This window comes from Candidatus Phycosocius bacilliformis (assembly GCF_003112735.1).
GTDB lineage: Bacteria > Pseudomonadota > Alphaproteobacteria > Caulobacterales > Aquidulcibacteraceae > Aquidulcibacter > Aquidulcibacter bacilliformis.
In genome coordinates, this window is record NZ_BFBR01000001.1 from 567,466 (window position 1) to 588,394 (window position 20,929).

Below are 20,929 nucleotides of genomic sequence, written 5' to 3' on the forward strand. Positions count from 1 at the left end.
TATAACAAGTATGTTATAAATACGATGTAATCGATCGGCATTGGTGAAATCGGTTGCGTCAGGCATGCCGCGTCGCAAGCCCTTGACCCCGTCGAGAACTGAATGACCTCACCCATATCCTCTGGGTCAGAAGTTGATCAAGCTCTCACTGATCCAGCTCCAGGCAAGGCGTCGGATTGATCAAGGCCAAGAGCCAACAGTGCCGTTGCCATGATGCCGTCAGCGTCAAGGCCGGCTTCTGCGAGCATAGCAGCAGGGCTGGCCTGATCTTGGAATCGATCCGGCAGGGTCAGACACCTGATCTTCAGACCCTGGTCAAGCCCGCCAGAGATTGCCAGATGATGCAGAACGAAGGAACCAAAGCCACCCACGGCTCCCTCTTCAATCGTGATCAGCACTTCATGATGGCGGGCCAGACGACTGACAAGCTCGGTATCCAGAGGCTTGGCGAAGCGGGCATCGGCCACTGTGGTCGACAGTCCCATAGCAGCCAACCGGTCAGCGGCCCGCAGACTGTCAGCTAGGCGTGATCCGAAGGAAAGCAGCGCAATCTTGCTGCCTTCGCGCATGATCCGGCCACGACCGATCTCAAGGGGTTGAGGGTCGGCGGGAACATCAAGTCCGGTAGCCTCCCCTCGAGGATAGCGCACACCACTTGGACCCTCATCATAGGCCGCACACGTCGCGACCATGCGAGCAAGCTCCACCTCATCCGCAGCGCCCATCAGGACAAAGCCCGGTAGAGCTCCCAAGAAGCCAATATCGAACGATCCTGCGTGGGTTGCCCCGTCGGCCCCAACCAGGCCTGCCCGATCAATGCCGAAGCGGACTGGCAACTTCTGAATGGCAACATCATGAACAACTTGATCATAGCCACGCTGCAGGAAGGTCGAATAAATCGCGGCAAAGGGCTTCATGCCATCGGCGGCCAGGCCTGCGGCAAAGGTGACTGCATGTTGCTCAGCAATGCCGACATCAAACATGCGATCGGGGAAAGCTGTCTCAAAAATATCGAGGCCTGTACCGGTCGGCATGGCTGCTGTGATGGCGACGATGCGATCATCCTTGCGCGCTTCGTGGACAAGGCTTTCGCCAAACACTTGGGTAAAAGTGGGCGGTCCGTTGCTGCCCTTTTGCTGTTCGCCGGTGATCACATTGAACTTGGAAACACCGTGATATTTGTCTGCAGCGTTTTCTGCAGGGGCGTAGCCTTTGCCTTTTTGAGTGCGGACGTGGACCAAGACCGGCTTATGATCAATTTCACGGGCATTGTGCAGAATCGGAACCAGAGTTTCGAGGTCATGACCATCGACAACCCCGATATAATGAAAGCCCAGTTCTTCGAAAAATGTCCCGCCTTGCACCATGCCACGGGCATATTCATCGGCTTTTCGCGCCGCATCAGCCAAGGGGAGGGGCCACACCTCGATCATCTTCTTGGCAGCCTTGCGTAAGGACAAGAAGGAACGGCTGGACAAAAGTCGGGCAAAATAATTGCTCATCGCGCCGACCGGAGGTGCAATCGACATGTCGTTGTCGTTCAAAATGACGATCAGACGCTTGGTCGATGAAGCCGCAATATTCATGGCCTCATAGGCCATGCCAGCTGTCATGGAGCCATCGCCAATGACGGCAATCACATGATTGTTGTCACCTTTGAGGTCGCGGGCCACGCAAAAGCCCAAAGCTGCCGAAATAGAAGTGGCCGCATGCGCAGCCCCGAAGGGGTCATAGGTGCTTTCGCTTCGCTTGGTGAATCCCGACAAACCACCCGCTTGGCGCAACGTGCGAATGCGGCTCCGCCGACCGGTGAGGATCTTGTGAGGATAGGCCTGATGGCCAACATCCCAGATCAGAATGTCCTCAGGCGTGTCGAACACATGATGGAGCGCGACGGTAAGTTCCACCACACCCAAACCCGCTCCCAGATGGCCGCCAGTCACAGAGACAGCGTCAATCATGGTGTCGCGAACCTCGTCAGCGAGTTGGGGAAGCTGGTCGCGATCCAATGTTCGGATATCGGCGGGCGATTGGAGGGTATCAAGGAGGGGGGTGTCGCGCATGCGTCGTCTCCTGGTGTTGAAGCGGTGACAGCAGTCTTACGCTGCACCCTGCTTCGCGCGCCCGCCTCTGAGGCCAAAGCGCACATCTCGTGGCCCGCCAAATAGCCGGTGAGACCGGCAGATCCTGACCGTTCTTGGGCCCATGGGGCCAGACCGGGCAGGAGAAGATTGGGCCAATTTGATTTCTTATGATCAGCACGTCAGGCTTTGACGGGCAAAGATGGCAGCGGGGGCCGGATTGAGCATCCAGCCCCCGTCATCCAATTGTTTAGCGAGGTGGGGCGTAGTGATGGACTTCCGCCCAACCATACCAGTCGCTGACGACTGTACCGGTCAGCAGGATACCGATCCCGCCGGTCAGTGTGGTCAGCACCGCAAACCACCAGGCCCAGCGGTGGATGGATTCCATCGAGGCGTTAAAGCCCATGGTCCAGCGCCAGAACAAAGCCGCCCGTTCCGAAGCCGTTCCCCGGTCGGTAATCTGTTCGATCTCGCGCTCACCACCATAGCGGCTGACAGCGAGAATGGTCGCACCGTGCATCGCAAACAAGAGCGCCGATCCATACAGGAAGACGATCGAGAGGCAGTGGAACGGATTGTAGAACAGATTGCCATAAGTGATGGAGAAGGCACCGGTCCAATCAAGATGGGTGAAGATGCCAAATGGCACGGCTTCACTCCAGCTCCCCATCAAGGCTGGGCGGATGAAGCCCAGAACGAGGAAGAGCCAGATGGCGGATGCAAACGCCCAAGCCACATGTGTGCCCAAGCCCAGTGCCTTCGCCCGGTTATAGGTACGGACCCACCAGAGGATCAGGGACGTGGTCAAGAAGAACCCAGCCATAACCCACCATCCGCCCTGGTCTAGTGGCGGAAACAGGTTGAAGCCCTGTTCAGGAGGCGGCGGATTCAATGTCAGCCACGGTAGACGGCGAATGAACTCAATCGGATCCCAGTTCACCGAAGCGAACATGTTGAGACCAATGATCTCGAACGCGAGGAAACCAAAGAAGAGTGACGCGACACCGGTCCATCCCAGATAGATTGGTCCCAGCTGGGCGTTGCCGATCTTGCCCAGAAGCCGGGAAATGCCGATAAAGCCTTCCCCATCGCGTTGCAGACTGCCCTTTGGCAGGGGCACACCCAACTCTGCGGGACCGCGGACTTGGACTTGCGTAAAGATGTTTTGATAGCCAGCCATTGTGCTTGCTCCTGCCTATTGGCCCCAGATGGGAAGTTTCAGCCACAGGTCCCACCACTCGGGCCAACCCAGAGACCAGACGGGACCGCTGATGACGATACAGATCGCACTCCAGAAGCCGGCCGACAAAGCCAGGAACAGGCCGAGACGGTGGATGCCCAAAGTCCCGATGGAATAGCCCAAGACGTCGCGGAAGAAGGTGTCTTCATGCTCAGGCGTCTTCACCACTTCACCCTTGCCGGGATTGGTCGCCGACAGAATGAGTGAGCCGTGCAATGCCAAGGCAAAGCAGTTCACAAAGAAGAAGCTGACCGCGACCATATGGGCGGGATTGTAGTGGAAGTTGATGTACTTATAGCCCGTATTGGACACCCAATCGAGGTGGGTGAAAATCCCATAAGGGAAGCCGTGATGCCAAGCGCCCATCAGAACCGGGCGGATCACCACCAGCGTGACATAGGCAAAGATCGCCATGCCGAACGCGAAAGGCACATGCAGGCCGATCCCCAGCTTGCGTGAGATTTCAACCTCGCGCAGCGCCCAAGAGGTAAAGGCCCCGATGGCACACATGGTTACCACTTGCCAGATGCCACCCTCTTTCAAGGGGGCGAGTGCGAGTCCGTAGGATTCGGCCGGCGGCTGGATGTCGATCAGCCATGGGTTCCATGTTGGCCCCAAGGCCGCGCCATACAGGATCAAGGCCGTGCCCAGCACGGCAAAGAAGATGGTTGTTACTCCAAAGAAGCCCACATAAAAGGGCCCCACCCAAAAGTCGAAGAGGTCGCCGCCAATCAGCGTCCCACCCCGAACACGGTATTTGCGTTCAAAACTCAGCAAGGCCATGATCCGCGTCCTCCTTGGCTCTGCGAAGCCGCAACTTCACAGAATTCATGAGATGATTGAGAGGTGGGGCAGACGTACAAGACAGGGGGGCCTTGCACATCTGCCGCCAAGGACGCGTCCGAAAGTGCTTTCAGACGCGGTAGTGTGGTCGCGCTCAGCCGTTGGCCGAGCCATCATGCAGCAGTGCAGCGGCAGGAGCGGGGGCTTTTGGCCCTTCGATCCAGTTAAACCGGTTGGTGCTGAGCAAGATGAAGTGGATGAAGATCGCCAAGGTGAACAGGAAGACCGTGAGGGCCACCAGGACACGACGGGGATCAAACAGAAGCCAAATCCGATACATGAGTTATCTCCCTTAACCGAAAAAGGTCTGTGCCAGTTGCGATGCGTGCTCCACCGCGCCTTGGAGTTCAGCGTATCCGCCAACACCAGGGAACCATGGACGCCACGACCACACCAGGAAGTGGGCGATGATTGCGATCACAGTGAATCCGATGAAGCCCAGCATGAACAGGCGGTGGAATTCCTTCGCCTCTTGTGCTGTCAGACCGGACAATGTGTCTGTACTTGGGTCTCTAGCCATTAATTACCCTCCATTTTGTTTGGGACGGCTAATGCTGTGGCAATCCCCACAGCTGGACCGGTCGTGGCGGATCCCGTCACGGCGGCTCTTGAGGCCCGGTCTGTCCGGGCCAAACGGTTTGGATCAAGGTCCGTTGACCAGATCGCATTGATATGTCGGGTGAAGAAGGTGAGCTGCATCGCCATCTCCTCACGCCATTTCTTGCTGGGTGCGGATCACCCGCAACAGTTTGACTTCGGTTTCCCCGGCCAGCCGGGCGGCCCGCTCTGCGCTGTCACGCAGCCGCTTGGCCGCTGAGATGCGCACCAGAACCGGCTCGCGCTCTACAATGGCATCAAGCGCGGCCTTGGCATCGTCATCCCACATTAATTCAACATGACGACGGGCTGGCGTCGGCTCGACCCGGTCCATCTGGCCAGCCAGCGGCAGGATGTGGAACAAAGCATCAAACAGCGCGTTACACACTTCTTGGATCAGATACGTTGCCCCGGCATAGCCCATGAAAGGCGTGCCTGTATGACGGCGGATGATCGCACCAGGAAAGCTCGCCGGAATGAAGCACGCGCGCGAGCCCAGTTCGGCCATATACATGCGCTCATTAATGCTGCCGAACATGATCAAGGGGGGCGACGCTTTTAACGCCTCACACACCGCCTGATTATCCGGCTTCACGCCTGCCTTGCGCCCAAAGGCAAAGGTGCAGGGCAGACCCATGTCGGTCTCAAGAAAGTTGCGGACACCACGCGCATAGGTTTCATTCGCGACGATGGCAAAACTGGCTGTGCCGAAGAAGTCCTGCGTCACCGACCGCCACAAATCCCAAATTGGTTTGATCGTGGTGTGCTTTTCCCGCTCAATGAATGGTTCAGGGTCAAGCCCGGTCATGTCACCAAGCTTGCGTAAGAACAGAGTGGTTGATTCCAGGCCGATCGGGGCCTGCAAATAGGGCCGCTCCAAAGTTTCGCACAAATTGCGACCAAACTCTCGATAGAGACAGACATTGACCTCTGCCTCGGCCAGTCGCTTCACGTCCGCCAAATGCGAGCCGAGCGGGAAGACCATTCCCACTTCTGCGCCGATACCCTCGATGAGACGACGGATTTCAGCCAGATCAGATGGCAGGTTGAACATGCCATAGGTGGGGCCAATGATATTGACCTTGGGCTTGACCCCTTCGGCGCGGGGTTTGAGCTTTGGCACTTTTTTGGTGCCAAAATTTGTCCAGAGCCATGTCAAAGCGCGATCGGCACTTTGCCATTGATCTTCATCAATTGTGCGCGGCAGGAAACGCTGAATATTGGTGCCTTCTGGTGTCACCCCGCCGCCAATCATCTCGGCAATTGAACCCGTGACCACCACAGCCGGCAGATGCGGATCCAACACTTTCCAAGCGCGCTTCATAGCTGCCTCAGTGCCGGTCTGACCCAATTCCTCTTCGCCCAAGCCGGTAACGACAATGGGTAATTCATGCGGCGGCAGTGCGTCGGTATAATGGAGGACCGAGGTGACGGGCAGATTTTCACATCCAACCGGACCATCAATGATGACTTGCAAGCCCTTGATGGCGGTGAAGGCGTAAACTGCACCCCAATAGCCGCCCGCCCGGTCGTGATCGAGGATCAGCGTCATGTTCCCACCGCCTCTTCTGCTGCGCGCGCGGCGGCCAATGTCTTCGCATAGCGGGCCTTGAATTCGGGACGCGGTACGGGGGTGTCAGCCCACACACCGGCATTATCTTCCTGTCCAACGCCTTCAAAGAAGGCTGTCATCCGGTCAAAACGGGCGCGATTGGCCAGTGCCGCATTGATGACTTGTGCCAAAGAACCAGCCCCGGCAGGCCCCATGAGAGGTCGCGCCGAAATCAGATTGGTGAAGTAAAGCGCCGGTATCGACATTTGCTTGGCATGTTGGACCACCGGGGTCGTGCCGATGGCCAGATCCGGACGGATTGCCTCCACCGCGGCAATATCCTGCTCAAGCGAGGCGCGATATTGCACGTGTACGCCCTTGCTTTCGAGCCAGTCGCGGTCAGGGTCCGACCACGTAGTGCGTGGACATGCGGTGCCGACATAAGCCACCTCTGCCCCGCTCTCGATTAAGAGGCGGGCCACCAAAAGCTCACTGCCCTCATAGCCTGATACTGTGAGCCGGCCTTTTATTGGCGCGGTGGCGAGAGCCGCCTTAATCGCAGGAAGGAAGCGGTTTTTGGCAAAATCAACCTTGGCCTGAGCCACACCCACCGCCTGGCCGATGGCATCCAGCCAAGCGGCCGTGCCTTCGCGCCCGACCGGGGCCGAGCCAACGATGCTGCGCCCGGCAGTCTGAAATTCGCGGATGCTGGCTGTATAGAAGGGATGGATGGCGGCAACGGCGGCGCAATCAAGGGCGGCATAAAGCTCACGCCATTCGCGGGTAGGCACGACAGGGCCTGCTGCCAAGCCCAAGGGCTCCAGCATCATGCCGATTCCGACCGGATCAGCCGGGAACATTTCGCCCAAAAGCGTGATGGTCGGCCGATCGGTTGTCAGATTTTGGGGGGCCTGAACGGGTCCTGCTTCGGCTTCGGTTCGCGCATAGCGCAACATGGCCCCGGCAAGCACATCCTTGGCCTCAGCATGGGTGGGGATGCCAAAGCCAGGCACATCGATGCCGATGATGCGCACCCCATTGATTTCTTTTGGTAATAGTTGGAGCGGCACACCTGACGCAGTCGGCACACACAGATTGGTCACCACCACCGTGTCATAGAGTGCGGGGTCGGCGAGCTGATAGACCGCCTCCCGGATATCCTCGAACAATTTACCCGTAACGAGGGTTTCCGAATTGAACGGCACATAGCCAACACTGCGCCGCGCACCATAGAAGTGCGACGTGAAGGTCAAGCCATACACGCAACAGGCAGAGCCCGACAACACGGTCGCGGTTCGCCGCATCCGCAGGCCAACGCGCAGACTGCCAAAGGCGGGGCACATGCTTTGAGGCTGATCATGAGGCCCTTTGGGGTAATCCACGGCATAGAGATCAAGAATCTCTGACTTGCCCGCTGCCTTGGCCGCTGCGGACATGGTTTCTGCACCTGCATGGCAACCCTGCCCTGCCTGAGGAGGATCAGCAGGAACACCATCCAGCGGAGGTTGGAAGGAGGCGTTATAGTCGGTCATGGGCGATCACACTGTGTCATAGATCACCTCAAGGGTTGGCTTTTCGACGAAGACGCCGCCGCGCATGTCGGCTTGCGTGGCCGGACGCAACACAAAGTCGCCCCCGGTCTGATCCGGCGCAAACAGGCCGAGAAGGCCATCCTGGCTCAAAGGTGTTGGGCGCATGGGCGGGGCCGAGGCCACATTAAGCGCCAATTCCTCAAACAAGGGGCCCCAGGTGTCACCCGGCGTGCCAATGATCTGATAATTTGCCGATTTCCGGCGGATATCTTCATCGGCTGGAATGGCAGAAAGGACAGGGATCCCGACTGCTTTGGCGAAGGCCTGCGCCTCACCCGTGCCGTCATCCTTATTGATGAGCATGCCGGCCACACCGACATTGCCGCCGAGCTTGCGGAAATATTCCACCGCCGAGCACACATTATTGGCAACATAGAGCGATTGCAGGTCGTTTGAGCCGACCACAATCACTTTCTGGCACATGTCACGGGCAATCGGCAGACCAAAGCCGCCACAAACGACGTCGCCGAGAAAGTCGAGCAGCACATAGTCAAAGCCCCAATCATGAAAGCCGAGCTTCTCGAGCAATTCAAAGCCGTGGATGATGCCGCGCCCGCCACAGCCGCGACCGACTTCAGGCCCGCCCAATTCCATGGCGAATACGCCGTCGCGGACGAAGCACACATCTTCGATGCGCACCTCTTCTCCAGCGAGCTTTTTCTTGGCCGATGTTTCGATGATCGTGGGGCAAGATTTGCCACCAAACAGCAATGAGGTGGTATCAGACTTGGGATCGCAGCCGATCAACAGGACGCGCTTGCCCTGTTGGGCCATCATATAGCTAAGGTTAGAGAGGGCAAAGCTCTTGCCACTACCGCCTTTGCCGTAAATGGCGATGATTTGAGTTTCCTTGGTGACTTCCCCGGTGTGGACCGGATCAGGTTCTTGCGAGGCTTCGTTCACCAGAGCACGTCTATCCAACAGCGTTACGGTCATGCACAACCTCTCCAGTCCAGGATCATTTTGAGACAAGCCGCATCTGAGAATGCGGTCCGATAGGCGCTTGCAGCACCTTGGGCTTCGACTTCATGGGTAATGAGATCGTCCAGGTTCAGACGACCATCACCAATAAGGTCTAAGGTTGCGGCCAGATCGGCCGGGGTCCATTCCGCAGCAATGCGGATGCGCGCCTCGCGCATGAAAGCGGGAGGAAAGGCAAAGCTGATCGGCTGATCATAAAAGCCAGCAAGAACAATCTCGCCACCACGGGCGAGACGCCCGATCCATTGATCAATCAGGCTGCCAGCGCCGCTGGCATCAAGTATGACCCGATAATCCTTGCGATCGTCGTCGGAAGGGTCGCAAACACCATAGCCAGTTGCGCCCGCGCGTCTTGCGGGATTGGTTTCCCAAACCACCGGGGCCGGAAAGCCCTCTGCCACAATGATGCGGGCAAGAAGACGACCCAAAACCCCATGGCCAATGATCAGCTCAGGCGGTAAAGCACCGTCGGCAATCGCATGGCGGGCGGTGGCGGCCAGCGCAATCAACACCCCGCGGCTGGCCAATTTTTCCTCAATCGGGATAACACGTGCGCTGGGGGCGATTAGCCGACGGGCTGCCCCACCAAAAAGGCCGCGGGCACCGATAAAGCCAGTGGAGCCAGGAATAAAGACAGTCTGGCCAATGCGGTCACGCGCATCAGGCCCGGCATCCACAACCCGGCCCACCGATTCATAACCCGGCACAAGCGGATAACCCATCCCCGGGAATGGAGGCATACGGCCGCTCCACAGCAACCGTTCTGTGCCGGTGCTGATGCCGCTAAAGTCCACATCCACGATGACGTCGTCATGGCCGGCATCCTTAAGCTCAAGCCTTTTCAGCGAGAGTGTCTCAGGTGCTTCCAAAACAACGGCCAGGGTTTCCATCTCAGTCTTTCCCTTGCGCCCACTTCCCGGCGGATGTGTCAGCCACACCCACCTTTCCAGAGTGTCACTTTAATTGGACGTTTAGATATGTCAATTGAAACTGACGTCAAGCAAGTTGGATAATGATTGGCGGTAATTTGACTGAAAATCTTCGAAAAAACAGAATATTGGACGAGATTCTCTATGGATAAGCAATCAGAACCCGGACCAACATTGGGGTTCTGGTTGGTTTGTTCACGATGCGGCTAAAGCCAGCCTGACGCGCCATCGACGTCAATTCGCGTGGTGTCCGGGCTCGCCCCCGCCCCATGGCAAACAGATAAAGGCCGAAATAAGCCTCCGCCATCGGGTCACGCGCAGGGGCAGCTGACATGGGCTCGGCAATCATGACCACGCCATTTTGTGCCACCGCAGCACGCGCAGCTGTCAGAAGTTTCATGACGGTTGCATCGTCATGATCATGCAGAATCCGGACAAAGGAAATGATATCTGCGCCAGCGGGCAGATCATCAGTGAGAAAATTCCCGCCGAGAGCTTCCGCCCTTGCGTCCAATCCAGCTGTGGAAAAGGCCAGACGGGCTTGTCCGGCAACAGCTGGCAGATCAAACACACGCACTTTCAGGCTTGGTGTTTCAGTCGCTGCAGCAATGGCAAAGGCACCCGCCCCGCCACCGACATCCATGAGAAGGTGATGGCCGCCGAGGGGATAGGCATGGAGAATATCGGCGGCGATCATGGGCTGGGTGGCCGCCATGAGACGAGAATAGGGTGATGTGGCCTCAAACCCACTTTCATCGGGCTTATCATAAGCAGCATAAGGCCAGAAGGCCGCCAATTGGCCTTGGCCCCCGCCCTGCTTCAACAGGGCAACAGGATCAGCGAGATCGGTGTAAAACAACGCATGATGCGCGATCATGTCCTGAAGACCGGCATTGCCCAATAAGGCCGCCCCTTCCAAGCCCAACCGATAACGTTCGGGCCCTGCGGCTTCGACGAGACCCAGACTTTGGGCAGCAGCCAATAATCGGGCAGCCCCTTCACTTGGAAGGTCCATCGCCTCAGCCAATTGCTTGGCGTTGAGTGGCCCCTCAGCCAACAGGTCCAACAGCTTCAGCCGCACACAGGCCAGCAGTACCTGGGAATAGACAAATCCTGCGACCAATCCAAACAAGCGATCGGCACTGGCGTGAGCAATCGGGCGGGTCAGCAGGAAGCCTGCGGCCCAATGTTGAAAGCGCGGGCTCGACACCAAGCGGTTGCGCCAAGCTGCCCAGGCATCAGACCAGGATTGAAGTCGCATCGAAATCTAGGCGGCGGTGCGGGCAAGCTGCTTGGGCACAAGCCGGGTGGCCTGCACCCGCACCGTCTCACGCAAAGCCTTGGCCCCGGCACACTCAGGTATGGAGGCAGCAGCCCGATCAAGATGGGATTCCAGTAAGGCCACGGCCCCACGCACACCCAGTGCCTTTACCGCACTTGGCCGCTGCAGCGCATCGTCGCGCCCGCTGGTTTTGCCGGATTCTTCACAATCGCCGAGGGCATCGAGAAGATCATCGGCAACTTGATAGGCAGCCCCCAGACCTTCACCCAACGCGCGCCAAGGGGCAGGATCAGAGCCCGCTGCCAAAGCACCGGCGGTGGTTGCCGCGACAAACAAAGCCCCTGTTTTAGCTTGGTGATAAGCATCAACCGGGGCCGTAATCTCGCACTCCCACGCCTGACCGGCCACAATGCCATAGGGGGCGCCGACTCCTCGTGCGATGCAAGACATTAGGCCGGGCAATCGAACAGGGTCTGCGACTCCAGCTCGGGCGAGAACATCAAAGGCCATCACGATCAGGGCATCCCCGGTCAATAAGGCCAGCGGCACTCCAAACTTGGCATGCACTGTCGGCTTGCCGCGACGCAGATCAGCATCATCAAAGCAGGGCAGATCGTCATGGACAAGGGACGCACAATGGAGCAACTCAATGCTTGCGGCCGCAGCATCGACAAGATCATGGCCCCCGTCCCCGCAGGCAGCGGCAACTGCCAAACATAATTGCGGGCGAACACGCGCGCCCCCGGGGAAGACGGCATAGCGGATGGCGGCGGCCAGACCCGGTGCCGCGTCCTCAGCTTGCGCCGAGGCAACTGCGGTCTCCAAAGCCCGCTCAATCCGTGCTGAATGCGACATCCTTCGCCCTCCAACCTAAGTTGTCATTTGATTTGGACATAGGTTAGCGTCTAGGTCAATTGACTTTTGGACGAATTTGCATGGAAACTAGGCCCCGATGGTTCAGCTTTCTTCCGATCAAAGCGCCCGCGGGCCGGGTTTTGATGCCGCCGTTGGCGGGGATGGCGGCTATGTCTGGTGGTATGTTGATGCGCTGAGCGATGACGGGCAGCACGGTTTAACGCTGATTGCCTTCATCGGGAGCGTGTTTTCCCCCTATTATGCGTGGTCGGGATGGCAGGATCCGTTTCAGCATTGTGCCATCAATGTCGCCCTGTATCGCTTGAACCGCTCTGGAGGTCGTTGGGCGATGACCGAACGGCGGGCAGATGTGTTGGAGCGCAGCACCTCGCACTTCACCCTTGGTCCGAGTAGTCTGTCGTGGACAGATGGCTGCCTGAACATTGCCATCCGGGAAATCTGTGCGCCTGTCCCCTTCCCCTTGACCGGCAGCATCCGCTTGATCCCGGAGATTGAAACCGAGGCCAGTTTTGATCTTGATCCATTGGGCCGTCACCGCTGGCGACCATTGGCACCGCGCGCCCGGGTCGAGCTGGCCTTCACCCAACCCGATTTGAGTTGGAACGGCGCAGGTTATTTTGACACCAATTCAGGGACAGAACCCCTAGAGCGGGCCTTCGCCCATTGGCATTGGGGGCGCGCCCATCGGGGCGAGGATTTGCGCCTGTTTTATGATGTCATCAATCGGGATGGCCCTCGCTTGGCAACTTATTTACGGGTGGATCGCACGGGAAAGGTTGACAAAGTCGAGCCGGTGGCCGGTCACCAACTGTCCGGCACGTTCTGGGGAATTGATCGCTATGCATGGGCCGATCAAGCCACAACGCCACGCGTCATCAAGACCTTGGAGGACACGCCCTTCTATGCCCGCTCAGCCCTGACGAGCGCGCTGGACGGCGAGCCGGTCATAATGATGCATGAGACGTTAAACCTCGACCGCCTCAAATCGCCCTTTGTTCGGCCCTTACTACCCTTCCGCATGCCCCGGCGGTTTTTCTGAGGCCGCTTCGGCCTGATCAATCTCGGCTTGTTTGCGGGCAGCCTCACGGGCTTCCTCAGCGGCGAGCCGCTTAGGTGACAGAGAAATCACCTGCCAGATGGCAAAGGCCAAGAAAGTTCCACTAAAGACGACAAACTCCAGAAAGAATAAGAGATTGGGGTCCATTAGCCTCGCCTCCCGGTACGGTCGCGCCGTTCAAGATCCGAAAACAGATCAATCACCCAATTAAGGTCGTCCTGGACAGTCTGGCTGCGCCGCGTGTGTAAGACTGCGGGCTGGGTGCGCGCAATGGCAGCAACAAGTGGCCGTTCCACACCCTGTTCAATCGCCAAAACGCCCTTAGGTGCAGGCCGGGCTGCTTTCTGCATGGCTGCCCCAACCAACCAAGCCTTACGCGCAGCCGTGGTGCTGGCTCGGCGGGTGATTGAATCATGGCCGTGGCTTTTGATGACCTTACCAATCTCAGCATAGAGCAAGCGGGCTGCATAAATTGCGGGCCGCACCGTGGCCGGCAGCCGGGCAATCGCCTGATCAGCCTTGCGGTAAAGTATCTCAGCGCGCGCCAAAAGCCGCTCGGTCAAGACACCGATCTCGGGCGTGAAACAGGGGTTGGCCAACCAGCTGTCGGGGTCGATCCCCATCTCATCGAACCACATGCGAGGCAGATAAAGTCGCCCTTGCCGGGCATCCTCGCCGACATCGCGGGCGATATTGGTAAGCTGCATGGCCACGCCCAAGTCACAGGCCCGCTCAACCATGGCCGGGGTGCGCACACCCATTAAAGCAGCCATCATCGCACCAACGGACCCAGCGACCCGCTCACCATAGGCCTCTACTTCCGCCAAAGTCTCATAGCGTCGCCCGGCGACATCCCATTCAAAGCCTTCCAGCAAAGCATCAAACACTGCTTGGGGAATACCATAAGTCCGCACGACATCGGCCAGGCATCGATCAGGTGCCTCAGGCTCCGGTCTGCCGCCATAAATGCCATCAAGCCGCGAGCGCAGCCGCGCAATGGCCTGCGACTGCCCTCCATCGACATCGACCGCATCGTCCGACAGCCGACAAAAGCCATAAAGGGCATATGCCCCCTCACGCAGCGCTTCGGGCAAAAGCAGAGACGCAGAATAAAACGAATGCGAGCCGGTCTTGATCATGTCTCGGCAGATGGCGCGATCCGTTGGGCTGGCAAAGAGCGCAGCCGGGCGTGGGGTTGCCCGCTCTTCCATTGTATCAGCTAGGCGCTCTGGGGCCAAACTCAGCATGCCAATCCTATCCGCCCAGCACGGCATACCAGCTGGACAATCAAGCTAATCATGGACTTGGAACACTGGCAAGCAGACATCAAAAAGTCTCCAGAATTTCACCTTCAAACCAAGAAATGTCTTGGGTCGAGACTTGGCCAAATGTTTTCTGCTGACGCATTGACATGGCGATGATCGAAAAAGCGGTGATGGGCATGGTGATGAACGGCATGGGATCGGCCTTGTCCCAGGTCACATCGCGGGCTTTACGCAAGATTTTGAGGTTGGACCAAAAGCGCGGACCCTTGAACATGGAGGCTTGGACCTCAGTCAATGTCGGGTAGAATTGCTGCATCAGGTCAATATCTTTGAGGCGCACGGGATGGTCAGAGTTGCCCAAAATGGCGGGGGCTAGATCATCTGTGACGAGAAAATGCACCCCGCTTGTGACCCTTGGGTTACATTCTATCGCATAGGCCTGACCATCTGCTTCAAGGAAAAAGTCGAATGAGATAAAGCCGTCATAGGCTTCCGCCTGAACAAAGGCGGCCACCCATTGATCGATGGCTGGAATCTGTACCCGCTCGAAAGCCACCGCCACGCTACCGGTCATGATGGCCGCTTGATAAACAATATTGACCAACACGCGGCCAGCACGCGCGATTGCAAATGTGCTGTATTGGCGACCCTTCATTTGAGCCTGCACGATGGCAGGTTCATTCAGGCTCGCCGTCGCCTCCGTCAAAGAGGTCCCGGCCCCATGCAAACTGACGGCGCGACCTGAACAAGAAAAGATCGGCTTGATCACATAATCCTGCCGCGCGGCGATTGCGGCGGCGTGCGGTGTGCCAAGTTTGGCAGTCTCTGGCACGGTAAGGCCATGGCTAAGTGCGCGTTCCGGGAAGCTGGCCTTGTCATGCAAGCCGAGGAGTTGATCAACGGGAGGCGCATAAAGCCGCACGCCCGGTGGCAGTTGGTCACGCAAATGCGCGACATGCATCGTCTCCTCTGAGAGTGGCAGGATCAAGTCGACTTTCTGGGCGACAATCAGGTCGAGCAATGCAGAAAGATAGGCGCCTTTACCGGCTGCAGGCGGCGGCACTTGATAAGATTGATCCACGCAGACCGAAGCTCCGGTCAAATGGGTCTTGAATGGCTCTGCCACCAGAACCCGCCAGCCCGCAGCCTTGAAGGAGCGGGCAAAATCAAGTGCCTTGGGAAGTCGACCAATCGTGATGAGCACAGTCTGTTTCACGCGATCCTCGCAACCTGGATCATGACCTCGTGGGCAGGCCGCGTGGTCAGCCGGGCCACCGGGCGAACCGCACCAGGGTCTTGCACCGTAAAGCGATAATTGCTGAGGATCCGCGCGAGAATTAATGTCGCCTCAGTTGTGGCAAAGGCAGCCCCAACACAAACGCGCGGCCCTGCCCCAAAAGGCAAATATGAGCCTGGCACAATTTCATGTTCTCGTTCTGGCAGGAAGCGATCGGGATCGAAAGCATCTGGATGGCGCCACAAAGCCTGATGCCGGTGCACCGCCCAAGGTGCGATCATCACCATAGTCCCACGCTTGATTTTGCGCCCGCCAATTTCTGTTGCAACAGCAGCAACACGGGGAATGAAGGTGATCGGCGGATAAAGTCGTAGTGCTTCTTTGAACACGTTGCGCGCATAGGTCAGTCGTTTGACGTGATCGAACTGGATCGGACCGTGTCCTGCCACCACGAAGGCTTCTGCACGAATGCGATCTGCAACATCGGGCTGCATGGCGGCAATGAAAAAGGCCCAAGTCAAAGCGCTGGCGGTTGTTTCATGCCCTGCCAGAAAGAAGACACCCAATTGGTCGATCAATTCTTCACGCGTGAATTGTGTATCGGTCTCAAGGTCGCGGGCCGCGATCACGGCGGTGGCGATATCATCAAACTTGGCCCCAGCCGCAAGATGTGTATCAAGCAAACGCCCGATATGGCCCCGGATGCGGGCGCAAGCTTCCAACACGTCAGCCTTTTGCGGAATATCCTCAAAGGGCTTGCCAAAGATAAGGCGAACAAGCTCGACATGCGCGACGCTGCGTTCGAAAAAGGCGAAGGACTCAAATACATCCCGCGCCGTGTCATTGGCCAGGGAAGCGGAAAACACTGTGCGGCAAATAATGTCGGCAGTCAGTTGGCCCATCGAAAGATCAAGGGACATGGCCTGGCCGCTCAGACTGGCTGCATCAAGGCGTGTTTCGAAATCATCCAGCGCACCCACCATGTCCGGAAAAGCCTTGGCCAATCGGATGTGGGAAAAGGCCGGATCAATCATTCGCCGTTGCTGACGCCACAAAGCACCGCTTGAAACAAACATGCTGTTGCCGACCAGAGGAGCCAGCGCGCCAACCATCAAATCATTCTTTGGGAATATATCTTCTGGGTCAGCCAGAATCGGTTTGGTCAAGCTGGGGTCATTGACGATTTGGATCGAGCGACGCGAATAACCCAATGGCCCCATCGGCAGACGATAGGCATCGGCAGGCATAAGGCTCAAGAGATCGCCATCACCTTGCGCCACCACCCGCACCAAACTGGCCAAAGGACCGAGTGGGGCGGGGCGCGGCGGGGTGTAAAGCCCGGCACTGGTGGAAATGTCGCCGCCCATCAATCTCTTATCTAAGCCTTTCTGTCCTGGCCGATTGGTGGCTCGCCTCTCAAAAAAGCGCGCCTACGCCCCTTGAAGCCTAACGCTTGACGCGTCACTATGTCCAGCCTGTTGGACGCATCAGGCAGGAGAGACAGCCGTGCTGACCTTTTTTCACATCCTGGTGGCCCTCCACATCGCTTTCGGGTCGGTTGGTCTGATCAGCTTTTGGGTGCCGGTTATTGGCAAGAAAGGTGCCCGCAACCACCGCCTGTGGGGCAAAGTCTTTGCCTATGCTATTCTGGGTGCAGGCAGCATCGCCCTGATGTTGAGCATTTGCACATTGATTGATCCTCTGGGAACCCATCCACATTTGAAGGATGCGGTTTTTGTGCGGGGCATCTTTGGCTATATGATGCTTTATCTGGCCATCTTGACCCTGAATCTGGCCTGGTATGGGCTGATGACCTTGCGCAATAAGGCCAATCACACGGCCAATCGGCGCGGCCTTAATTTAGCACTTCAGCCGCTTTTGATAATTGCAGCCCTCATCTGTGCAGTCGAAGGCGTGCTCATCGGTCAATATCTGATGGTCGGCATGTCGATTGTTGGTTTTGCCACCGCCGGAACCAATTTGTTTTTCATGTTCAATCCCAACCCACCGCCAAAGGCCTATCTGAAGGAACATGTGAAAGCCATCGTCGGTGCAGGCATCTCGGTCTATACGGCGTTTTCGGCTTTCGGCGCCGTCCGTCTGATGCCGTCATTGGCACTACATCCCGGTCTTTGGGCGATACCTTTGGTGATCGGACTGGCCATTATTCTCTATCATCACCGTCAGATTCGGCTGAGTTTAAAACCGCGTAGCCTCAAGCCGGCTGGTGCGGCTTCGTGACACCACGCCGGATCATCGTCATCGGCGCGGGCATGGGCGGACTGGCTGCTGCCGCCGACCTCGCCCGCCACGGCCACCATGTGACGGTGTTGGAGAGGGCTGCCCATGTCGGCGGCAAAATGCGCCAAGTCCATGTGGGACCATCCGCAATTGATGCAGGACCGACTGTCTTCACCATGAAATGGGTGTTTGACGGGCTTTTCGGTGATGCGGGTCAGCGCCTTGAAGAGCATGTGCGCCTGTTGCCGGCGACAATTTTGGCCCGCCACGCGTGGAGTCAGGGCGGGAATCTGGACCTCTATGCCGACAAACAGGCCTCTGCAGAGGCGATTGCCGCATTTGCAGGACCCCGGGATGCGGATGGCTATCTGGCGTTTTGCCAACGCAGCCGGGCGATTTATGAGACCCTTCGGGGACCCTTTATCGCAAGCCAGCGGCCCAGCCCGCTGGATCTGGTCGCTCGGGTTGGCTTCAACCGTTTAGGTGCGTTGTGGGCTACAGCACCGTTCCAGACCTTATCAGCTGCCCTCGGGGATCACTTTTCCGACCCACGCTTGATCCAGCTCTTTGGGCGCTATGCCACCTATTGCGGGTCGTCGCCGTTTGCAGCACCAGCCACACTGATGCTGGTAGCGCATGTCGAACAAGACGGGGTCTGGCGGGTTGCGGGCGGAATGGCGCAGGTCGCCGCAGCTCTTGCCAATCTGGCACGAAGCCAGGGGGCCGACATCCGCTGCAACGCCCATGTCGGCCGGATCGGCACACGGGCGGGCAAGGTCTGTGAGGTCGAGCTGTCTGATGGCGAATGCTTGAAGGCCGATGCCGTGGTGTTCAATGGCGATATCTCAGCTTTAGGGACTGGCCTTTTGGGGCCAAACCTGACATCAGCCGCCAAGCCGGTGAGACTGCCGCAAAGGTCGCAATCGGCCATCACATGGTGCGTGACGGCCCGCACCCGCGGGCTTGATCTTGCCCACCATAGTGTTCTGTTTTCGGATGATTATCGGAGGGAGTTTGAGGCAGTCTTTAAGGATCAGCGTCCACCCGAGAAGCCCACAATCTATATCTGTGCGCAAGACCGCGATGATCGCTGCCAAGCACCCGATCATCCAGAACGCTTGCTGATCCTGATGAACGCACCCGCAGACGGGGATGTGCGCGCATATGACCGCCAAACCGAGGCCTATGCGCGTGATGCGGCCTGGGCGATGATGGAGGCCTGTGGCCTGCAGGTTGAACCTTCCGGTGGCGAGATCACCACACCTGAGGGCTTCAACAGCTTGTTTCCGGCCAGTGGTGGTGCCCTTTATGGCCGGGCTAATCACGGCTCGATGGCGAGTTTTGCCCGCCCCGGCGCGCGCAGCAACATCGCGGGACTTTATTTGGCCGGGGGCTCGGCCCATCCAGGCCCTGGCATCCCAATGGCCACCATGTCCGGCAGGCTGGCTGCGGCCCGTCTGCTGCAGGACATTGAGCATTTATCCTAACATCTCTCAGGTTTCACGGAGCCTCATTGGTTCTCCTCACCTGCGTCTTGCACAATCTTCCCACCAGGCAGCAGGCTTCAAAGTGCAGCTTTGGCCCAAGCGGTGGCATGTGGGATCAAACGGTCGATCACTTTGGCCGATGATACGACACCTGGAAGACCCGCTCCAGGATGGGTGCCTGCGCCGACAAAATACAGGCCTGAAACGTCTGAGCTGATGTTATGTGGCCTGAACCACGCACTTTGAAACAATTTCGGCTCCATGCCGAAAGCGGCCCCCTTGGTCGACAACAGCCGGTCCTGAAAATCCTGGGGGGTCAGCATGTGCGAGGAAATGATTGCCTCTTTCAGACCCGGCAGCATGGTTTCTTGCAGCCGCTTTTCAATCTTCTGGCGATAGATCTCTGCATAGGTGGCCCAATCGACGCCACTATCGAGATGGGGGACCGGGGCAAGGACATAAAATGCATCGCAGCCCGCCGGTGCCAGACTGGGGTCATTGGCGGTCGGACGGTGCAGATACAGGCTAAAGTCATCGGCTAAATGCTTGTGACGGAAGATGTCATCCAGCAATTCTCGATAGCGCGGTCCCAATACCATGGTGTGCTGGTAACAATCCTCATAGGTCCGGTTTGTGCCGAAATACCAGACAAACAAGCTCATGGAATAATCCGCCCGGGCGATTTTCTCATCCGTCCAGACCTTGCGCGGTGTTGCGCGCAGCAAGCGTGTATGGGTCCAACCCAGATCCGCATTGGACACCACAAGATCTGCCGGGATCGTCTCGCCCGACGTCAAGCGAATGCCGGTAGCACGCCCGTTGTTTGTGGTGATTTCGTCAACCTCGGCACCAAAAACCAACTGGTTGCCTTGCCCCTCGATCAGATCGACCATGCCGCGCACCAAGGCACCGGTGCCACCCATGGCATAATGCACGCCAAAGCTGCGCTCTAAATGTGCGATCAGGCAATAATAAGAGGTCGTGGTGAAAGGATTGCCGCCAATCAGTAGCGGATGAAAACTGAAGGCGATCCGCAATTGCTCGTTGGAAAAGAATTGTGAGACCTTGTTATAGACCGTTCGAAAACCACCCAGCTTGATCAGCTCGGGTGCTGACTTGAAGAGGGTTGTCAGCTCATGAAATGGCTGGTCAACCAATTTGGTGAAAGCCTCGTCGTAAATGGCTTCGCTGGCGCGCATATAGCGGTCGAAACCAGCCAGATCAGCGGGCTCAAACCGGGCGATTTGAGCGCGCATGGCGTCCAGATCGGCGGTGGCTTCAAACACCGTGCCATCATCAAACCGGATCTTGTAAAATGGGTCGATGCTGCGCAATTCGACGTGATCCGACATCGTCTTGCCGCACAGTTTCCACAATTCTTCAAAAATGAAGGGGGCGGTGATGATGGTCGGCCCCGCATCAAAAGTGAAGCCGTCTTGGCGATAAGTATAACCCCGGCCACCAGGTCCATCGAGCTTGTCAAAAAGTGTGACCCGATAACCCTTGGCTCCCAAACGTATGGCAGCCGCCAAGCCTCCAAAGCCAGCCCCAATCACAATGGCATGGGGGCGTGTGTCGGCACGGGCTGCAACAAGATCGGGAGAATTGGTTGTAAAGTTCATTGGACAATTAAACCCCCAATCACAGTGGACGCAAGACCTGCACA

Annotated in this window: 20 protein-coding genes; 3 read left to right on the forward strand and 17 right to left on the reverse strand. The window is 57.7% G+C overall.

The window, feature by feature from the left end; all coding sequences use genetic code 11:
- Positions 1-137: 137 nt before the first annotated feature.
- The 12 genes from dxs to PbB2_RS02770 form a co-directional block, all read right to left on the reverse strand.
- Entirely contained in the window at positions 138-2,063 is a 1,926-nt protein-coding gene (gene dxs, locus PbB2_RS02715; RefSeq protein ID WP_108983729.1) for a 1-deoxy-D-xylulose-5-phosphate synthase, read from the reverse strand.
- A 268-nt stretch (positions 2,064-2,331) separates the two neighbouring features.
- Positions 2,332-3,264, reverse strand: coding sequence for a photosynthetic reaction center subunit M (pufM, locus tag PbB2_RS02720; protein ID WP_108983730.1), 933 nt, complete (start codon positions 3,262-3,264; stop codon positions 2,332-2,334).
- A 15-nt stretch (positions 3,265-3,279) separates the two neighbouring features.
- Entirely contained in the window at positions 3,280-4,107 is an 828-nt protein-coding gene (gene pufL, locus PbB2_RS02725) for a photosynthetic reaction center subunit L (RefSeq protein WP_108983731.1), read from the reverse strand.
- A gap of 154 nt (positions 4,108-4,261) precedes the next feature.
- A complete protein-coding gene (pufA, locus tag PbB2_RS02730) occupies positions 4,262-4,447 on the reverse strand; it encodes a light-harvesting antenna LH1, alpha subunit (RefSeq protein ID WP_108983732.1) in 186 nt (61 codons plus the stop codon).
- Positions 4,448-4,459: 12 nt separating this feature from the next.
- Complete coding sequence (gene pufB, locus PbB2_RS02735) at positions 4,460-4,687, reverse strand: light-harvesting antenna LH1, beta subunit (RefSeq protein WP_108983733.1); 228 nt, start codon at positions 4,685-4,687, stop codon at positions 4,460-4,462.
- Positions 4,687-4,866: a hypothetical protein gene (locus PbB2_RS02740; RefSeq protein WP_133245689.1), complete on the reverse strand. Its 180-nt coding sequence runs from the start codon at positions 4,864-4,866 to the stop codon at positions 4,687-4,689. Before PbB2_RS02740 ends, pufB begins: the two co-directional genes overlap by 1 nt.
- A gap of 10 nt (positions 4,867-4,876) precedes the next feature.
- The gene (gene bchZ / locus PbB2_RS02745) at positions 4,877-6,316 is read right to left on the reverse strand and encodes a chlorophyllide a reductase subunit Z (RefSeq protein ID WP_108983735.1); all 1,440 of its coding nucleotides are present in this window, start codon (positions 6,314-6,316) and stop codon (positions 4,877-4,879) included.
- Positions 6,313-7,848 carry a chlorophyllide a reductase subunit Y gene (gene bchY, locus PbB2_RS02750; RefSeq protein WP_108983736.1) on the reverse strand — a complete coding sequence of 512 codons (1,536 nt, stop codon included), beginning with the start codon at positions 7,846-7,848 and terminating at the stop codon, positions 6,313-6,315. The genes bchZ and bchY overlap by 4 nt, the downstream gene beginning before the upstream one ends.
- A gap of 6 nt (positions 7,849-7,854) precedes the next feature.
- Positions 7,855-8,844: a chlorophyllide a reductase iron protein subunit X gene (locus tag PbB2_RS02755; protein WP_108983737.1), complete on the reverse strand. Its 990-nt coding sequence runs from the start codon at positions 8,842-8,844 to the stop codon at positions 7,855-7,857.
- Complete coding sequence (gene bchC / locus PbB2_RS02760) at positions 8,841-9,779, reverse strand: chlorophyll synthesis pathway protein BchC (protein ID WP_108983738.1); 939 nt, start codon at positions 9,777-9,779, stop codon at positions 8,841-8,843. Before bchC ends, PbB2_RS02755 begins: the two co-directional genes overlap by 4 nt.
- 181 nt (positions 9,780-9,960) lie before the next feature.
- Positions 9,961-11,079 carry a methyltransferase gene (locus tag PbB2_RS02765; protein WP_108983739.1) on the reverse strand — a complete coding sequence of 373 codons (1,119 nt, stop codon included), beginning with the start codon at positions 11,077-11,079 and terminating at the stop codon, positions 9,961-9,963.
- Between the two features lie 6 nt (positions 11,080-11,085).
- Positions 11,086-11,955: a polyprenyl synthetase family protein gene (locus tag PbB2_RS02770; protein ID WP_108983740.1), complete on the reverse strand. Its 870-nt coding sequence runs from the start codon at positions 11,953-11,955 to the stop codon at positions 11,086-11,088.
- Between the two features lie 97 nt (positions 11,956-12,052).
- Here PbB2_RS02770 and PbB2_RS02775 point away from each other — a divergent pair, with 97 nt between their 5' ends.
- A complete protein-coding gene (locus PbB2_RS02775) occupies positions 12,053-13,015 on the forward strand; it encodes a hypothetical protein (protein WP_108983741.1) in 963 nt (320 codons plus the stop codon).
- Here the strand turns inward: PbB2_RS02775 and PbB2_RS02780 are convergent.
- From PbB2_RS02780 to PbB2_RS02795, 4 genes are all read right to left on the reverse strand, one after another.
- Positions 12,983-13,180, reverse strand: coding sequence for a hypothetical protein (locus tag PbB2_RS02780; protein ID WP_108983742.1), 198 nt, complete (start codon positions 13,178-13,180; stop codon positions 12,983-12,985). The two genes, PbB2_RS02775 and PbB2_RS02780, sit on opposite strands and share 33 nt — an antisense overlap.
- The gene (locus PbB2_RS02785) at positions 13,180-14,280 is read right to left on the reverse strand and encodes a phytoene/squalene synthase family protein (RefSeq protein WP_238164819.1); all 1,101 of its coding nucleotides are present in this window, start codon (positions 14,278-14,280) and stop codon (positions 13,180-13,182) included. The genes PbB2_RS02780 and PbB2_RS02785 overlap by 1 nt, the downstream gene beginning before the upstream one ends.
- Before the next feature lie 79 nt (positions 14,281-14,359).
- Positions 14,360-15,514, reverse strand: a complete 1,155-nt coding sequence (locus PbB2_RS02790; RefSeq protein WP_108983743.1) for an ATP-grasp domain-containing protein — start codon at positions 15,512-15,514, stop codon at positions 14,360-14,362.
- A complete protein-coding gene (locus PbB2_RS02795) occupies positions 15,511-16,902 on the reverse strand; it encodes a cytochrome P450 (protein WP_108983744.1) in 1,392 nt (463 codons plus the stop codon). Before PbB2_RS02795 ends, PbB2_RS02790 begins: the two co-directional genes overlap by 4 nt.
- A gap of 139 nt (positions 16,903-17,041) precedes the next feature.
- Between PbB2_RS02795 and PbB2_RS02800 the strand changes: the two genes are divergently transcribed.
- Together PbB2_RS02800 and crtD are read left to right on the forward strand one after the other, a co-directional pair.
- Positions 17,042-17,776, forward strand: a complete 735-nt coding sequence (locus tag PbB2_RS02800; protein WP_305790428.1) for a hypothetical protein — start codon at positions 17,042-17,044, stop codon at positions 17,774-17,776.
- A complete protein-coding gene (crtD, locus tag PbB2_RS02805; RefSeq protein ID WP_108983745.1) occupies positions 17,773-19,263 on the forward strand; it encodes a 1-hydroxycarotenoid 3,4-desaturase CrtD in 1,491 nt (496 codons plus the stop codon). The genes PbB2_RS02800 and crtD overlap by 4 nt, the downstream gene beginning before the upstream one ends.
- A gap of 77 nt (positions 19,264-19,340) precedes the next feature.
- Here the strand turns inward: crtD and PbB2_RS02810 are convergent, their stop codons facing one another.
- The gene (locus PbB2_RS02810; RefSeq protein ID WP_108983746.1) at positions 19,341-20,885 is read right to left on the reverse strand and encodes a phytoene desaturase; all 1,545 of its coding nucleotides are present in this window, start codon (positions 20,883-20,885) and stop codon (positions 19,341-19,343) included.
- Positions 20,886-20,929 lie beyond the last annotated feature (44 nt).

Excerpts from the sequence above, each read along its gene's own strand:
- dxs (WP_108983729.1), bottom strand. The coding sequence starts at position 2,063 with ATGCGCGACACCCCCCTCCTTGATACCCTCCAATCGCCCGCCGATATC.
- pufB (WP_108983733.1), bottom strand. The coding sequence starts at position 4,687 with ATGGCTAGAGACCCAAGTACAGACACATTGTCCGGTCTGACAGCACAA.
- PbB2_RS02770 (WP_108983740.1), bottom strand. The coding sequence starts at position 11,955 with ATGTCGCATTCAGCACGGATTGAGCGGGCTTTGGAGACCGCAGTTGCC.
- bchY (WP_108983736.1), bottom strand. The coding sequence starts at position 7,848 with ATGACCGACTATAACGCCTCCTTCCAACCTCCGCTGGATGGTGTTCCT.
- PbB2_RS02785 (WP_238164819.1), bottom strand. The coding sequence starts at position 14,280 with ATGCTGAGTTTGGCCCCAGAGCGCCTAGCTGATACAATGGAAGAGCGG.
- PbB2_RS02755 (WP_108983737.1), bottom strand. The coding sequence starts at position 8,844 with ATGACCGTAACGCTGTTGGATAGACGTGCTCTGGTGAACGAAGCCTCG.
- pufA (WP_108983732.1), bottom strand. The coding sequence starts at position 4,447 with ATGTATCGGATTTGGCTTCTGTTTGATCCCCGTCGTGTCCTGGTGGCC.
- PbB2_RS02780 (WP_108983742.1), bottom strand. The coding sequence starts at position 13,180 with ATGGACCCCAATCTCTTATTCTTTCTGGAGTTTGTCGTCTTTAGTGGA.
- PbB2_RS02795 (WP_108983744.1), bottom strand. The coding sequence starts at position 16,902 with ATGGGCGGCGACATTTCCACCAGTGCCGGGCTTTACACCCCGCCGCGC.
- bchZ (WP_108983735.1), bottom strand. The coding sequence starts at position 6,316 with ATGACGCTGATCCTCGATCACGACCGGGCGGGCGGCTATTGGGGTGCA.
- PbB2_RS02775 (WP_108983741.1), top strand. The coding sequence starts at position 12,053 with ATGGTTCAGCTTTCTTCCGATCAAAGCGCCCGCGGGCCGGGTTTTGAT.
- PbB2_RS02765 (WP_108983739.1), bottom strand. The coding sequence starts at position 11,079 with ATGCGACTTCAATCCTGGTCTGATGCCTGGGCAGCTTGGCGCAACCGC.
- pufL (WP_108983731.1), bottom strand. The coding sequence starts at position 4,107 with ATGGCCTTGCTGAGTTTTGAACGCAAATACCGTGTTCGGGGTGGGACG.
- pufM (WP_108983730.1), bottom strand. The coding sequence starts at position 3,264 with ATGGCTGGCTATCAAAACATCTTTACGCAAGTCCAAGTCCGCGGTCCC.
- PbB2_RS02740 (WP_133245689.1), bottom strand. The coding sequence starts at position 4,866 with ATGCAGCTCACCTTCTTCACCCGACATATCAATGCGATCTGGTCAACG.
- bchC (WP_108983738.1), bottom strand. The coding sequence starts at position 9,779 with ATGGAAACCCTGGCCGTTGTTTTGGAAGCACCTGAGACACTCTCGCTG.
- PbB2_RS02810 (WP_108983746.1), bottom strand. The coding sequence starts at position 20,885 with ATGAACTTTACAACCAATTCTCCCGATCTTGTTGCAGCCCGTGCCGAC.